At 41.5% G+C, this 15,217-nt stretch carries 14 protein-coding genes and 1 other annotated feature; of the genes, 11 read left to right on the top strand and 3 right to left on the bottom strand.

Annotated features, from left to right (window positions below; translation table 11 throughout):
- The first annotated feature begins 175 nt into the window (after nucleotides 1-175).
- Entirely contained in the window at nucleotides 176-1,279 is a 1,104-nt protein-coding gene (locus BUB56_RS04540) for a GIY-YIG nuclease family protein (protein WP_110940189.1), read from the top strand.
- 93 nt (nucleotides 1,280-1,372) lie between these two features.
- Here BUB56_RS04540 and BUB56_RS04535 read toward each other — a convergent pair whose 3' ends face one another.
- A complete protein-coding gene (locus tag BUB56_RS04535; protein WP_110940188.1) occupies nucleotides 1,373-1,564 on the bottom strand; it encodes a hypothetical protein in 192 nt (63 codons plus the stop codon).
- Nucleotides 1,565-1,695: 131 nt separating this feature from the next.
- Nucleotides 1,696-1,942, bottom strand: a binding site (T-box leader).
- A 246-nt stretch (nucleotides 1,943-2,188) separates the two neighbouring features.
- Here BUB56_RS04535 and BUB56_RS04530 point away from each other — a divergent pair.
- The 6 genes from BUB56_RS04530 to BUB56_RS04505 all read left to right on the top strand — a co-directional run bounded on the left by BUB56_RS04530 (nucleotide 2,189) and on the right by BUB56_RS04505 (nucleotide 7,955).
- Nucleotides 2,189-2,986 carry an undecaprenyl-diphosphate phosphatase gene (locus BUB56_RS04530; protein WP_110940187.1) on the top strand — a complete coding sequence of 266 codons (798 nt, stop codon included), beginning with the start codon at nucleotides 2,189-2,191 and terminating at the stop codon, nucleotides 2,984-2,986.
- 356 nt (nucleotides 2,987-3,342) lie between these two features.
- Nucleotides 3,343-4,242, top strand: coding sequence for a phosphogluconate dehydrogenase (NAD(+)-dependent, decarboxylating) (gene gnd / locus BUB56_RS04525; RefSeq protein WP_110940186.1), 900 nt, complete (start codon nucleotides 3,343-3,345; stop codon nucleotides 4,240-4,242).
- A 14-nt stretch (nucleotides 4,243-4,256) separates the two neighbouring features.
- On the top strand, nucleotides 4,257-5,702 hold the full coding sequence (gene zwf, locus BUB56_RS04520; RefSeq protein ID WP_207650395.1) for a glucose-6-phosphate dehydrogenase: 1,446 nt from the start codon (nucleotides 4,257-4,259) through the stop codon (nucleotides 5,700-5,702).
- 16 nt (nucleotides 5,703-5,718) lie between these two features.
- Nucleotides 5,719-6,372 (top strand): cyclase family protein, encoded by a 654-nt coding sequence (locus BUB56_RS04515; protein ID WP_110940185.1) that lies wholly within the window; start codon nucleotides 5,719-5,721, stop codon nucleotides 6,370-6,372.
- The gene (locus BUB56_RS04510; protein ID WP_110940184.1) at nucleotides 6,359-7,048 is read left to right on the top strand and encodes a TVP38/TMEM64 family protein; all 690 of its coding nucleotides are present in this window, start codon (nucleotides 6,359-6,361) and stop codon (nucleotides 7,046-7,048) included. Before BUB56_RS04515 ends, BUB56_RS04510 begins: the two co-directional genes overlap by 14 nt.
- Nucleotides 7,049-7,151: 103 nt before the next feature.
- Nucleotides 7,152-7,955 (top strand): hypothetical protein, encoded by an 804-nt coding sequence (locus BUB56_RS04505; RefSeq protein ID WP_110940183.1) that lies wholly within the window; start codon nucleotides 7,152-7,154, stop codon nucleotides 7,953-7,955.
- 44 nt (nucleotides 7,956-7,999) lie between these two features.
- Here BUB56_RS04505 and BUB56_RS04500 read toward each other — a convergent pair whose 3' ends face one another.
- Together BUB56_RS04500 and BUB56_RS04495 are read right to left on the bottom strand one after the other, a co-directional pair.
- Complete coding sequence (locus BUB56_RS04500; RefSeq protein WP_110940182.1) at nucleotides 8,000-8,476, bottom strand: DsrE/DsrF/DrsH-like family protein; 477 nt, start codon at nucleotides 8,474-8,476, stop codon at nucleotides 8,000-8,002.
- Nucleotides 8,477-8,595: 119 nt separating this feature from the next.
- Nucleotides 8,596-9,930, bottom strand: a complete 1,335-nt coding sequence (locus BUB56_RS04495) for an aminotransferase class V-fold PLP-dependent enzyme (protein ID WP_110940181.1) — start codon at nucleotides 9,928-9,930, stop codon at nucleotides 8,596-8,598.
- 144 nt (nucleotides 9,931-10,074) lie between these two features.
- Between BUB56_RS04495 and BUB56_RS04490 the strand changes: the two genes are divergently transcribed.
- From BUB56_RS04490 to feoB, 4 genes are all read left to right on the top strand, one after another.
- Nucleotides 10,075-11,808, top strand: a complete 1,734-nt coding sequence (locus BUB56_RS04490; protein WP_110940180.1) for an ABC transporter ATP-binding protein — start codon at nucleotides 10,075-10,077, stop codon at nucleotides 11,806-11,808.
- Between the two features lie 770 nt (nucleotides 11,809-12,578).
- Nucleotides 12,579-12,794: a FeoA family protein gene (locus BUB56_RS04485; RefSeq protein ID WP_110940179.1), complete on the top strand. Its 216-nt coding sequence runs from the start codon at nucleotides 12,579-12,581 to the stop codon at nucleotides 12,792-12,794.
- A gap of 78 nt (nucleotides 12,795-12,872) precedes the next feature.
- A complete protein-coding gene (locus BUB56_RS04480; RefSeq protein WP_110940178.1) occupies nucleotides 12,873-13,103 on the top strand; it encodes a FeoA family protein in 231 nt (76 codons plus the stop codon).
- Nucleotides 13,104-13,122: 19 nt separating this feature from the next.
- Entirely contained in the window at nucleotides 13,123-15,180 is a 2,058-nt protein-coding gene (gene feoB / locus BUB56_RS04475) for a ferrous iron transport protein B (protein ID WP_110940177.1), read from the top strand.
- Nucleotides 15,181-15,217 lie beyond the last annotated feature (37 nt).

Raw genomic sequence — 15,217 nt, 5'->3', positions numbered from 1 at the left:
ACTTTTTCAGTGGCCTTCCCCTGTGGTGTTCCGTAAAAGGATAGACCCGGCCACTTGTTCCTAAAAAATAAAAAGTCTTAGAGAAGGATTTATAATCTCTCAGAAAAACAGACAGGTGCAGGGTTTGCATATACTAGTAAAATATATTCAAAAAACAATCAGGGAGTGGTTAGGATTGAACCTGAAAGAAAAGGCAAAACTGCTGCCGGAGAAGGCGGGAGTTTACCTTATGAAGGATGCAATGGATCATATTGTCTATGTGGGGAAATCTAAAAACCTAAGACAGCGGGTGAAGCAATATTTTCAAAACAACAAGGCCCATTCTCCAAAGGTTGTACGTATGATGGGCGTGGTGAAGGATTTTCAGTATATCGTTACAGATACAGAATTGGAGGCTTTGGTGCTGGAATGCAGGCTGATTAAGGAAATAAAGCCCTTTTACAATCGTTTAATGAAGAATGACCAGGGCTATGTGTATATTTGTCTCTCTATGGAGAAACATACAAAGCTTTCCGTTGTTTACGATCCGGAGGGTTATGACCGCTGCTTCGGCCCCTTTACCAAAAGAAGCATGGCAGAGCAAATCCTGGAACTAATTCACAAGTATTATTCAGTCAGAAGATGCAGCAGTCACTCTGAAAGGAAAAGAGAGGGATGTTTAAACTATCAGTTAAACAACTGTCTGGGACCCTGTAGAGAGGACACTGACCCGGAGGCTTACAGCCAAGAAATTGAAAGGGCAGTCTCATTTCTGGAGGGGAGGGACTCTAGTCTGCTGACATTATTGCAGGAAAAAATGATGGAGGCTGCAGCCAGACAGGAATACCATAAAGCAGCAATCTATCGCGATGAATTAGCTGTTGCAAATATGCTGAAAAAACGGCAAAAGGCCTTAGGCGCTGTGGAAGATATAAAAGATATACTGGCAATGGAACGGATTGATGAGAAACAGGTGAAGGCTTTTTTTATCCGCGATTACAGGCTGTGGCAAAAAAGGAGAATATCATTGGATGGAAAAAGCATAGAAGCTGTCATAGAAGAGCTGCGGGAATTTATTTACCCTCAACTAAAGAAAAGGCATAAAAGGGAAAGAAAACCACTAGAGCATGAGGCCATCGATGAGGCACAGATTTTATATCATTATCTGCAAGGAAAGAGAAAGAATTTATTTTCTTTACACTTACCTATAAAGCTGCCCAAAGAGGGAAACAACAGTAAACTGGAGCGGGACTTGAGAAAACTTGTGGACAAGCTGCACCTCCAGTCAGATCACTCATAACAAAAAAAGAAAAAAAAAACTTAGCAGCACGCTAAGATTTTGATGAAGGCATTGCATCAATACTATAAATATGCAATTAAGCAAATAGAAGGATTAGTCCCAGCACAGATCCCAACAAAGCTCGTCGGCTTTAGAACCGGCGCCCCAATAATTCACTGAGTAGCTGTTTGTTTGCTCATAGGCTTTTGTATGCAATTCTTTTACAGCAGCACAGTTTTTGTCCTGCTGTTTTTGTTCTTTTAAAACTACCTCATTGTTTTCATTTTTCATTTGAGCCATTGCCATAGAAATTCCTCCATTCTTGTGATTGTTTGTTGTTGCTGAAAAGCCTATATAAAACTCCTTAAGTCCTATTTAAATTCCCCCTTTCCATGTCCTACCCATATAAAAAGCCCATCCTTACAATAAATCTATATTGCAAGGACGAGCTGTTCACCCGCGGTACCACCTGCTTTGCATTTCTGTCTGATCAAAGAGAAATGCCCCTTTCTTCGGTTCATAAAAACCTAAGCCGATATCGAGGCTAGCCGGTATCCACTACTGGGTTGGCTTTCGCAGATACTGCTCAGGAGTGATTCGTATCAAGAACCAGTATCGGTTTACAGCAGCCACCGACTCTCTGGGACTGGTATTCAAAATACTTTTCTCCTTCATCACGTGAAAATATTTCGATTAAATGTATTGTATCAGGGATTATAAGCAGTGTCAATAGCAAATTTTACAATATTTAAAATTTTCAGAAAAAACGTTTTCCTCGGGACAAGCATGATATGAAAAATATACCAATTTTATATTTTTAAAGGTTTAAGCTGCATATATTTGTTATAATAAATTGACTGAGTTATAAAGACAACATTTCCCGATGGATATAATAACGGTGTTATCGGGAATACGGAAAGGGTGTTGAAGATGGAGAAAATCATTACGGCTGTCATATTGGGGATTATTGAGGGGTTTACAGAGTTTCTGCCCATATCCTCTACCGGCCATCTTATCATTGCAAATCAATGGTTTAATTTAGAGGGTAGTTTTGGAAATATGTTTAACGTAGTCATCCAGCTGGGAGCCATCCTGTCGGTTGTAATATATTTTCATGATAAATTGATTCCTTTTTCAAGAAATAAGACTCTGCGGCAGCGTAGAGATATCTGGAACTTATGGAAGAAAACCGTCGTAGGGGTGATCCCCGCATTGGTATTAGGCGCACTTTTTGCAGACCTGATAGAAGAATATCTTTTCAATCCCTATACTGTTGCCATTGCCCTGGTGGTTGGGGGCGTGATTCTAATAGGGATGGAACGCCGCAGAAAGAGCTATCGTATCAATTACTTAGAAGAATTAGGATATGGAACAGTTTTTCTCATTGGGATCTTCCAATGTCTGGCCATGATTCCCGGAACCTCCAGATCTGCAGCGACGATTATCGGGGCTATGGCCCTGGGAACGTCACGAAATGTGGCAGCAGAATTTTCCTTCTTTTTAGCTATTCCGACCATGGCCGCCGCCTCCGGTTACTCCTTGCTCAAGTCTGCAACGATGATGACCGGCGAACAATGGGTGCTTTTAGGCATCGGTTTTGTGGTATCCTTCTTGGTAGCTCTGGTGGTGATATCTCTGTTTATGGGATACATTCGGAGAAAGGATTTTAAGCCCTTTGGCTATTACCGGATTGTTTTAGGGGTATTGATCCTGGCACTGCTTCGGTAGAACAGTTTTCATAGGCATAGTAGTTGGCAACCCCCTCCTAAGATCCTCTCGACTCCGTGACAAGGCCACTTTCTCTGAAATAATATGTTGAAAAAAGTGACCTCGTCAAAGTCGCTGTGCGGAAGCTTATGAGGAGTTTGCTTGTAAATATTACTTTATTATCAGTCTGAAGCAGCTTCATTAGGGAGGCTGCTTTTGCTGTTTGTAGACGTCAGATGAAAGTTTTATGGGATTGCTGCATAACCTAGAAAGTAGAGGATTCCGGCATAAAAGGAATGTTTAAAATACCTGCCTGGGGATATGAATGTATTAAGTATGTAAAGCCAGGAATTAATACATAAAAGGGAGTGGGAAGATTGAAAATAGGATTGATTGGTTTGGGGAAGATGGGTTATAACTTGGCATTGAATCTAAGGGACCGGGGCCATGAGGTAATTGCTTACAACCGAAGTACTGATAAAATCAAGAAGATTGAAGAGGAAGAGGGAATAAAGGGGGCTTTTTCATTAGAAACGCTGACTGGAAGTTTGGAGGGAAGAAAAATCCTGTGGATGATGATTCCTGCCGGGCCGATGATAGATATTCTGATAGAATCCCTTATACCCCTTTTAAAACAGGGAGATATCCTGATCGATGGGGGAAACTCCAACTATTTGGATACGCTCCGCAGGGCTGAACGGCTGAAGATGGAAGGGATTGACTACGTAGATGTAGGCACCAGCGGAGGCGTCGAGGGGGCACGAAATGGAGCCTGCATGATGATTGGCGCGACAGAGGAAGTATTTGATTATCTGAAACCGATTTTTCAAGATGTCTGCTTAGAGAAGGGCTATGCCCATGTAGGAAAGCCTGGTACAGGACACTATGTCAAGATGATCCACAATGGGATCGAATACGGTATGATGCAGGCCATTGGTGAAGGCTTTGAAATTTTAGAAAAAAGCGGTTTTGATTTTGATTATAAACAGATTGCCCAGGTTTGGAACCATGGCTCTGTCATCCGGGGATGGCTTATGGAATTAACCCAAAAGGTATTTGAAGAAGATCCTTCCTTAAAAAGCATTAAAGGCGTGATTCATTCTTCCGGAGAGGGGCTTTGGACTGTTGAAGAGGCCTTGCGGCTAAAAGTGCCTGCTCCTGTAATAACAGACTCTTTGTTTGTTAGGTATCGCTCAGAGCAACAGGATACTTTCTCAGGAAAATTGATTGCCGGATTAAGATATCAATTTGGCGGGCATAGTGTTGAGAAGGCATAAGGGGGACGATGATTTTGATCATAAATCAATCCTGCAGCATGATTATATTTGGAGGGACTGGGGATCTAACCCACCGAAAGCTGATTCCTGCTTTATACCACCTGATGTACCAAGAAATGCTTCCAGAGGGCTTTGCAGTGATATCTGTGGGGAGACAGAAAAAAAATAACGAAGAATATCGGGAAGAACTGTATCAGTCGGTGCTAAAGTATTCAAGGTTTCCCATGGACAAAACAATATGGGATCAATTGTGCGAGAAAATATATTATCGGGCTTTCTCCTTTGATGAGGGAGACGGCTATGAAAGCCTGAAGGCAGATTTGCAGCAGATGGATCAAGTTCATCATACAAGAGGAAACCGCCTATACTATTTGGCAGTTTCTCCGGAGAATTTTGCACCCATTGTAGAAAAGCTGAAGGAACATGGAGTAACAGCTAAAAGGGGATGCTGGCAGCGGGTGGTCATAGAAAAACCCTTTGGACAGGATTTAGCTTCTGCCCAGCAGCTGAATAACAGAATCGGAAAGGTTTTTTCAGAACAGGATACTTACCGGATTGATCATTATTTGGGTAAAGAAATGATTCAGAATATCATGGTGATCCGATTTGCCAACACCATTTTTGAGCCCTTGTGGAATCATCAATATATCGATCATATACAGATTACGGCGGCAGAAACAGAAGGTGTAGGCAGCAGGGGTGGTTATTATGAGAAAGCAGGGGCTCTGAGGGATATGGTACAGAACCACTTGCTTCAGCTGCTGGCCATAACGGCCATGGAGCCTCCGGGAAAAAATGAGGCAGAAGCCATACGGGACGAAAAAGTGAAAATATTAAAGGCTATTCACTTTCCAAAGGACTCTATAGTTCATCAGCATGTAGCGCTAGGGCAATACCGGGGTTACCATATGGAGGAAAAAGTATCACCCCAATCTACTACGGAAACCTACGTAGCCCTAAAGCTGTTTTTAGACTGTGATCGTTGGAAGGGGGTGCCCTTTTATATTCGCACGGGCAAGAAGCTGCAGCAGAAGACCTCACAAGTAGTGATACAATTTAAGCAGCCCGATAAAACTTTCTATAAGGAATGTGAAAGCGGCTGCAATCCTAATTTGCTAGTCATTAAAATCCAGCCGGAGGAGGGGACGCTGTTGCAGTTTAATGCGAAAAAACCAGGAAATCTCCAGCAAATCCTTCCTGTGGGCATGAATTTCTGTCAAAACTGCAACCTGGAAAACAACTCACCGGAAGCCTATGAAAAATTGCTGCTGGATGTTATGGATGGGGATGCATCACGCTTTACCCGTTGGGATGAGGTGGAGAATGCATGGCGGCTTATCGATGAAATTTCTAGCAGCTGCGAAGCTGCCTTAGTAGAGGAATATTTGCCGGGAGGATGGGGCCCGGAAGGGGCTCAGCAGTTGATTGAGAGAAGCGGGCACCGATGGTGGAACCTATAGAGGAGGGTGCATTGTTATGAAAATTTATGATATCTCTATGCCGATTCATCAGGATATGCCGGTTTATAAAAATAAGGAAGAAAAAAGGCCAAAGCTGGAAATAATAAGAGATTATAAGAATTCTTCTGCCTATGAGTCTAGGCTTTCACTGGAGATGCATACCGGAACCCATCTGGATATGCCGCTGCATATGCTTGAGGGGGGGGAAAGGATCCAGTCCCTGGACTTAAGCAAAGTCATCAGACCCTGCAAGGTATTGGATTTTACAGCGGTTTCTGAGAAGATATCAAAGACTGATTTAGAGAAAAAGCAGATTCAGGCAGGAGATTTTTTGCTCTTTAAGACGCAAAACTCCTATAAAGAAGCTTTTGATTTTGAATTCATTTATCTAGATGACTTCGGTGCCGCTTACTTACTTGAAAAGGGAGTTGTTGGGGTAGGGATTGATGCCCTTGGTATTGAGAGGGCGCAGCCTAACCATGCCACCCATAAAATCCTGTTGGGGGCAGAGATCGTTATACTGGAGGGTTTGAGACTGTCGGAAGTCCATGAGGGTGAGTATTTTCTCATTGCTCCTCCCTTATTGGTTCCGGAAGCTGAAGCAGCACCGGTTCGAGCCCTTTTATTGGAGAATTTTTTACCTTTAGGAGAAGGAAATGAAATCCATTAAACAATATGACAAAACGGGATGGCTGCTTCTGTTTATAATGGCAGCCTCCCTCATACTCAGTCAAACCCGGCTGGCCCACTGGATTACCCTGGAAAATCTACAGCAAAATAAAGAAATGTTAAAGAATTATGTAGAACAGCATTATGTCATTTCCGTGATAGGATATATTTTGCTCTATATTCTTGTGGCTGCTACTGCGATTCCCGGTGCCATTCTGTTAAATCTTGCAGGGGGATTTTTATTTGGCATTCTGCCTGCTATCCTCTATGTAAATATCGGCGCCACAGGAGGAGCTGTTTTTTGTTTTTTAGTGGCTAGGTATCTGGGGAAAGATTGGGTCTACAGGAAGTACGGAAAAAAGATTTCAAAGCTCAATCGAGAGCTGGACAATTACGGGAAAAACTATTTGCTGACTGTGAGGTTTATTCCTATTCTCCCTTTTTTCTTGATTAACATTGTGGCGGGGGTTACCAATGTATCGGCTAAGACCTTTTTATGGGCAACCGCTTTAGGAAGTCTTCCCGGATCAGTGGTTTATGCGGTTGTGGGAAAAAACCTGGGCAATATTCAATCCAGCAGGGAATTGTTTTCTCCTAAAATCATAGGAATATTTGTTATACTGGCAGCTTTTTCACTGTTCCCAATTTTTATGAAAAAGAAGAAAATGAAAAAATGATTAATCAGAGGAATAATGGGGAAAAAAGAGAAATAAATATAGTAGACAAGACTGCCGAGTAGAAGGAGATGAGGAGAGGAAGTTTAATAAAGGAGGAACAATAATGAAAAACTTAATGGAACATAGCAGCAGGATCGTTGAACTGCCTATGAAAGAAAGGATTCACCGGACAAAGCCTATCATGGAGCAAGGAATTTTAAATAAGCATGAGGGAGAAAGACAAGTCAGAGTACCCTATGAAATGATGCTAATCGATGAAACCTACCTAGAAGAGGTATTGGCCCTACAGGCCTATGTAAGCAGTACCTTAGAAAATGTACAAACCTTTGTGGCAGATTCAGAAGCTTTTATGCGTGAGGAGATTCTGGCGCCGGAAAGAGGGAAGATGATTGGTGTTTTTGTGGAAGGAAAGCTGATTGCCTATCGGAATATTTCTTTTCCTAAGCCGGATAGTGAGTACAATCTGGGCAGAGAGACAGATCTTCCTGAAGATGAACTCAATAAGGTTTCAATTTTAGAAGCTACTGTTGTACATCCCCAATATCGAGGAAATAGGCTGCAGGCCAGACTGTTAAATCATACGATTCCACTGATAGATGAATTAGGATATTTTCATGTTTTTTCTACCATTTCTCCCTACAATTATCCCAGCTTAAAAAATGTAATGGATGCAGATTTGGTTATAAGAGATTTAAAGAATCGCGGCGGCGTATATGAAGGTAAATTAAGGTTTTTATTGGCTAGAGATATTCGAAAACCTTATAGTATAGATTTTACCGAAAAGATAGTCCTCTCAAACAGTGATATTGAAAAACAGCAGGTGCTGCTGAAAAAGGGCTTTATTGGATATAAACTGGAGAAAAAAGCAGAAGGCTTTAATATATTCTATGGAAAACTGATCAAATAAAGCATAGAAATACCTCCTATAGCGATAGGAGGTATTTCTATGCCTCAAATAAATAGCTGCATATCTGCTTCTAAAGCATCTTTCAAATATTCCTTTGCATCTACGATTTCCAGCTCTGGGATCATTTCTTCTTGCTTAAAGCCCATGATTTCCATGGACAGCTTGCAACCATAGAATTTAACCCCTTTTTTCAATGCACCCTTTAGAAAATCAGAGAGATGGGGCGCTTCATTGTCATCCATCATTTCTAAAAGCATCTGCTTGCCGATGCCGCTCATATTCATTTTGGAAAGGGGAAGATCTTCAGGGCCCTTTGGAGTCATCATACTAAACATTTTTTCGTAGACACTTTTTTCCTCTAAGGTAAAGGTTTCCGGATTGCGCAGCAGGAAAAGACCCCAAAAAGAGAAGAACATGGTTACTTCAACATCCATTTCCCGTGCACTGTTTGCTAAAATCAATGCTGCCAAAGCTTTGTCATAGTCTCCGCTAAACATCAGCAGATTCATCTTTTTATTCAAAATGATGCCACTCCCTTTTCTTTTATCTAATAAGATTATTGTGTCCCAAAAGCTGAATTATATCAGAAAATGAACAGAAAATAACCCTTCGAAGGAAGGGCAGTGAAGAAAACAAACAACTAATGAATAGGAGGGGAGATGGTTTGGTATTTATTCAAATAAGCTTTTTTATGAAGTACTATGTGCTGCAATAAAGCAGCCAGGACATCTATTTCCTCACGGGTATTATATAATCCAAAGCTAATCCGTACTACGCCGGGGTGAGGTGCCTGGGGATCATCAATTCTCCCCTTGATTTCCTCAGGAGGAATCTTTAGCAGGCGCTGTACATAGGGCTGAGCACAAAAGCAGCCGCTTCTGACCGCTATGCCTCCTTCATAGGAGAGTATGGCTGCGGTTGTGCCGTGAGGAATGCCGGAAATATTAAAAGGAATAATGGCCACACGATTTTGATGTTCATGGCTTCCTAACAGTTCGATACCGCGAATTCTGCGGAGCTTCTCAAGTCCATAGTATAAAAGGGAGGTTTCATGCCGATCTATTTGATGCATCCCGAGCCTGGAGAGGGTACGCATCGATTCCATCAAAGCCACAACACCCATTACATTGGGTGTACCAGCTTCCTCTTTCTGTGGAGGCGGTGCCCAACGTATATAGTCATGGGTGACCAGGTCAACAGTACCCCCTCCCTGATAATCGGGGCAGCTTTCTTCAAAAACGGATTTTGGGCCTATGAGCACACCAATACCAAAGGGTGCATACATTTTATGGGCGGAGAATACTAAGAAATCAATATGCTCCGGAGAATCTGCAGGCTTCATGTCAAAAGGAGCATGGGGGATCAGCTGGGCACCGTCCACAAGGATTCTGGCCCCATGTCGGTGAACCATCTCAGCTATTTGGTGGATAGGATTGCGGTAGCCTGTCACATTGGAGGCACCTGTTACTGCAACCAGCTTAACACGACCCTTATAGCAGGTTAGCTTTGCTTCTAAATCCAGAAGGGACAATCTGCCCTGTTGATCGATATCGATATAATCCACCTTATATTTATCCCGCCAAGGCAGGTCATTGGAGTGGTGCTCCATGCAAGAGGATAAAACAACATTATCTTCTGCTTTGCTGCATAGACGGTAGGAGAGCTTGTTGATGGCTTCTGTAGTATTTTTTACGAAAATAACAATTTGAGAACCTTGATCGGCTCTAACAAAATTGCAAACCATCTTCCTTGCTTCTTCATAGAGCATCGAGGAAAACTGAGATTTGTATCCTGTACCCCGGTGGATAGAGGAGTACCAGGGAGAAAAATCTACGATAGCTTTTATAACAGAGACAAAGGGCGGGGTTGTAGCTGCATTGTCAAAATTTATGGCTTTTGTCATTTGCCCATTCACCAAAGGAATCTGTGTATCGGCACCAACAACATAGTCCCGGTAGCTATGAACAGCCTTCATGTCTTTTCACCTACTCATTTTGTAGCGTTAATAATTATTTTATGCAGCAGAAAAAGAAGTGTGATAGGATCAAAAAAAGATATGTTATAATATTTGAGGGGTATTTAGAAAAACGAAATAACTACAGGGGAAGGAGTATAATATATGATTCGCAGATTTTCCAAATATTATCGTGCCCATTTACCATTGTTTTTTCTAGACTTTGGATGTGCTTTTATGATGGCGGGCTTGGATTTGGTATTTCCTATTGTTGTAGGAAAGTTAATTGATGATGTTTTGCCCGGCAAAAATCTTACTTTAATGCTGAGCATAGGTGTGGGACTGTTGATACTGTATATATTAAGATATTTTTTAAACTATGTGGTAGATTATTACGGACATGTACTGGGAGTCCGCATGGAATATGACATGCGGAAGGATTTGTTTAACCACATCCATAAGCTTTCCTTTACCTACTTTGATAATACGAAGACCGGTCACATCATGTCCAGGCTGGTCAATGATTTAAACGAGATCTCAGAGCTGGCCCATCATGGTCCCGAGGATTTATTTATTGCTACGGTGACCTTAGTCGGTGCTTTTATTATCCTGCTAACAGTTCACTGGCCTTTAGCCTTGATAACCTTTACCATAGTACCCATCATGCTCTGGTTTGCTATCTCAAAGAATAAGCATATGCAAAAGGCCTTTAAAGAAATGCGCCTAAAAGTGGCAGATATTAATGCTCAGGTAGAAGACAGCATTTCCGGAGTCAGAGTGGTTAAGTCCTTTACCAATGAATGGTATGAGGAAGAGAAGTTTGAAGTGGGCAATGCCAACTTCCGGATATCCAGGGAAATCGCATTTAGGGTAATGGCCCAGTTTTTTTCGGGGATTAACTTCTTTTCTAACCTGATCAGTTTGGTGGTAGTAATTTTTGGCGGAATATTCATTTACTATGATCAATTAACGGTTGGGGAGTTGATAGGCTTTATATTGTATGTCAATATGTTTCTGCAGCCTATCCGCAGAATCACTACTCTGGTGGAGAATTTCCAAAAAGGAATGGCTGGCTTTAACCGTTTTACAGAGACCTTGGATATTCAGCCGGACATCCGGGATGACAAAGATGCTGTGACCGTAGGGAGAATTCAGGGGGATATCCGATTTGAAAATGTAACCTTTAGCTATAATGAGAAAAAAGATGTTCTCCGTGATATCACCCTTCAAATAAAGGCTGGAGAAACCGTAGCTTTAGTGGGACCTTCCGGCGGCGGAAAGACGACTCTTTGCAGCCTCATCCCCCGATTCTACGAGATTGACCACGGGAGTATTCGGATAGACGGGATGGATATAAGAAAAATCACACAAAAGTCTCTGCGGGATAATATCGGTATTGTACAACAGGATGTATTCCTGTTTTCAGGCACTATCAGAGAAAACATTGCCTATGGGAAAATAGGCGCCAGCGATGAAGAAATCATAGCGGCTGCAAAGCTGGCTAACGCCCATGAATTTATTATGAGCCTTGAAAAGGGCTATGAAACCTATATCGGTGAGCGTGGCGTAAAGCTATCGGGGGGACAAAAACAGCGGTTGTCCATTGCCAGGATTTTTCTAAAGAATCCTCCTATCCTGATTTTGGATGAGGCTACCTCTGCTTTAGACAATGAAACAGAGCAGGTAATCCAGGAGTCCCTGTACCAGCTATCAGAAAACCGTACTACCCTGATCATCGCCCACCGCCTGGCTACCATCCGGAAGGCCGACCGTATTATGGTGCTGACCGACGAAGGTATTGTTGAAGAGGGCAGTCATGAAACCTTGCTAAATAACAATGGCATTTATGCCAGATTATACAGAGCACAATTTGACGGGTTTATCCCTGATGTAGCATGAGAAACTTCATGAGTATAATATAATGCAAGAATCTTAAGTTTATTAAAAGCATTTGGATTATGGATTATGCGGCAGCTGATGTACCCATTTCTGTATGACTATGAGATTTTCTAAAGAAAGGGTCTCTATGCTGTAAAGCTGAAGGGTAGATTTCTTAATCACACATCTATATCATAGGCGTCAACGTAATCCAATTATTTCCAAATAAACCTTAGAAGCATGTCATTCTGAGCGTTAGCGAAGAATCTTATAGAACATAAGCAAGATTACTTTTGATTATCAGAATATATCATCTAGCTTAAAGATCCTTCGACTCCGTTTTACTCCGCTCAGGATGACAAATTATGGGTTAAGTTGACGCCTATGACATCTATATAGATTTATACCATTAAAATGAAAAATACATGCAGGAGCAGACCTAGGTGGGATCCCAAAAAAGCAGGCAGACACCTAGCGCTGCTCCTCAAAATAACATCTTGTTATAGATGCGTAAACCTATAGCAAAAATGTATTCTTTTTATAAAATATTGACAGTTAAGAAAAAATCATGATACAATTACAGCAAAGTTGCGTTCCATACCGGTTATATATACATATAATGGAAGCTGTAGACATTATCCTAAGCCGAGCCTTCATTAAAATGAAATGCCCAATGGAATGGGGTGTTAAGGATTAATCATTACTGTTCAGAATCATTCAGAATAGTATTTTTTTAAAGCATGTTATGATAATGATTATCGTTATTAAAATATTAATAAGGAGGGAAGTCTATGCCTCTAACCATGTTGCCTATAGGGAAGGAAGCGGTTGTCAATAAATGTGTAGCCAAGGAGGCTACGAAAAAGTTTCTTGAAGGGTTAGGAATTTTACCAGGTACAGCCATATCCGTATTGGCTGAAGTAAATGGTGATTTAATTGTATGCATTAAAGGATCGAGGGTGGCCCTAAACAAAGGTGTTGCCCAACAACTTTTCGTGCGGGTATAGGACAAAAAAATTTTACACTTCAAATGATAATGAATTTTGATATCAAATCATTATGAATATCACTTAAGGGGGATTATTATGGTAGTTTCTTTAAAAGACTTAAAACCTAATGAAAGCGGCATCATCAAAAGTATTGGCGGCAGTGGACCGATTCGGAGAAGGCTCATGGATATGGGTATAACACCCGGTGCCAAGATTATTATGAAAAAGGTGGCACCCCTAGGAGATCCCATTGAAGTAAACGTAAGGGGCTATGAGTTGAGTATTAGAAAAGCTGAGGCCGATCAGGTTACGGTAGAAAAGATATAATGAATAAGGGGGAGAAAAGATGGCTTACCGTTTTGCATTAGCGGGAAACCCAAATAGCGGGAAAACAACGCTTTTTAATAATTTAACCGGAAGTAACGCACATGTAGGGAACTGGCCTGGTGTTACAGTAGAGCGAAAAGAAGGAAAGTGTAAAAAAACAAAAGAAGATATTCATATTATTGACTTACCCGGCATTTATTCACTTTCACCCTATACACCGGAGGAAGTAATTGCACGGGATTATCTTTCACAAGAGGCACCGGACCTTATTATTAATATCGTAGATGCCACAAATATTGAACGAAATCTTTACCTGACAACACAACTGATTGAACTTGGAATACCCATGGTAATTGCGTTGAATATGATGGATGAGGTTAATAAGCATGGTGATGTAATCAACACTGAAGGATTGGAGAAAGAACTGGGTGTGCCGGTAATTCCAATCACTGCTGTAAAGGGACAAGGGATTAAGGAACTCCTTGAGAGAGCAGTAGCATTTGCAAAAAATCCTAAGCCTCATGGTAAAACGGCATTAGAGAAGACCCAGCTGGGAGATGCCATTGAAGGTATTAGAGAAATTCTAAAAAAATCCGGATACGGCAATACCCTCTATTATGCAATAAAATTACTGGAGAAAGACAGCATTATAAAGGACAAATTAAAATTAGACCAGGGGTTTTCAAAGGCGATTGATGAAATAGCAGCAGCAGAGGAAGGAAAAGCTGAAGAAGAAACAGAAACCATAATCGCTGATTTAAGGTATCGCTACATCAGTGAAATTGTTTCAAAGCATATTAAAAAAGGCAGAAAACAAGAAGAGCTTTCTTTCTCCGATAAAATTGACAATATCGTTACAAGCCGCATATTAGGCCTGCCTATATTTTTTCTAGTGATGTATGCAATTTTTCAAATTGCTTTAGGACCTATCGGTACAGCCATTGCAGACCCTTTTGCGGAGTTTACCGGCGAAGTGGTACCAGAAGCAGTAGCAGGTTTTCTGGAAAGAATCGGAGTTTCAGATATTCTGATGAGTCTTGTGGTCGATGGTATATTTGCAGGTTTAGGAGCACTACTAGGCTTTTTGCCTTTAATTCTGTTATTGTTTTTATGTCTTTCTCTATTGGAAGACAGCGGATATATGGCAAGGGTTGCTTTTGTAATGGATAGAGTATTCAGACCCTTTGGGCTGTCAGGAAAAGCATTTGTTCCGCTGCTGATGGGTTATGGTTGCGCAATACCTGCTATCATGGGTACAAGAACCCTAGAGGATGAAAAAAGCAGACGGCTGACAATCACACTCATGCCCTTTATGTCTTGCGGGGCCAGAATACCGGTATATGCCGTATTTGCAGGAGCTTTTTTTGCATCAAATCAAGGAACCATCGTGTTTAGCATCTATGCTTTAGGTGTGGTGGTGGCCATGCTGTCCTGCGTTTTATTAAACCGTACCGTATTTAAAGGGGAGGCGCCTCCCTTCGTGATGGAGCTTCCTCCCTATCGGATTCCTAGTATCAAATCTGTTCTTATTCATACCTGGGATAAGGCAAAAGGATATGTTATAAAAGTTGGTACAGTTTTACTCTCAATGATGGTGATCATTTGGTTCTGCCAAACCTTCGATTTCTCCCTGCAGATGGTTGAAGACTCTGCCGATAGTATTTTCGGTATCATTGGCGGGTGGCTGGCTCCTCTGTTTACCTTAAATGGCTTTGGCGTGATTAAAGGAACCACAGAGATTCATTGGCAAATTGGAGCCGCATTACTTGCTGGCTTAGTGGCAAAAGAAGCAGTTGTAGGTACATTAGGCATTCTTTATATTGGTCAGGAGCTGGAGGAATTGACCGGGGCCTTGGGAGCAGCACTCGAAGCTCATTTTACTCCATTGGCAGCCTATTCATTAATGGTATTCGTTCTGCTTTATGCCCCTTGCTTCGCAGCAATTGCTACAGCAAAAAAAGAGTTGGATTCATGGAAATGGACTTTGTTTACTGTGGCTTATCAATGCGGTGTAGCTTGGATTGTATCTATGCTTGTATATCAGATAGGAAGTTTATTGGGCATTGGTTTAGCATAGGTTCGTGATTAAAGAATAATAGATTCTTATCTATAAA

The sequence above is a fragment of the Geosporobacter subterraneus DSM 17957 genome (genome assembly GCF_900142145.1).
GTDB classification, from domain to species: Bacteria; Bacillota; Clostridia; order Peptostreptococcales; family Thermotaleaceae; genus Geosporobacter; species Geosporobacter subterraneus.
The sequence above is the reverse complement of the archived record's forward strand: the minus strand, read 5'-3'. Positions and strand labels throughout refer to the sequence as shown.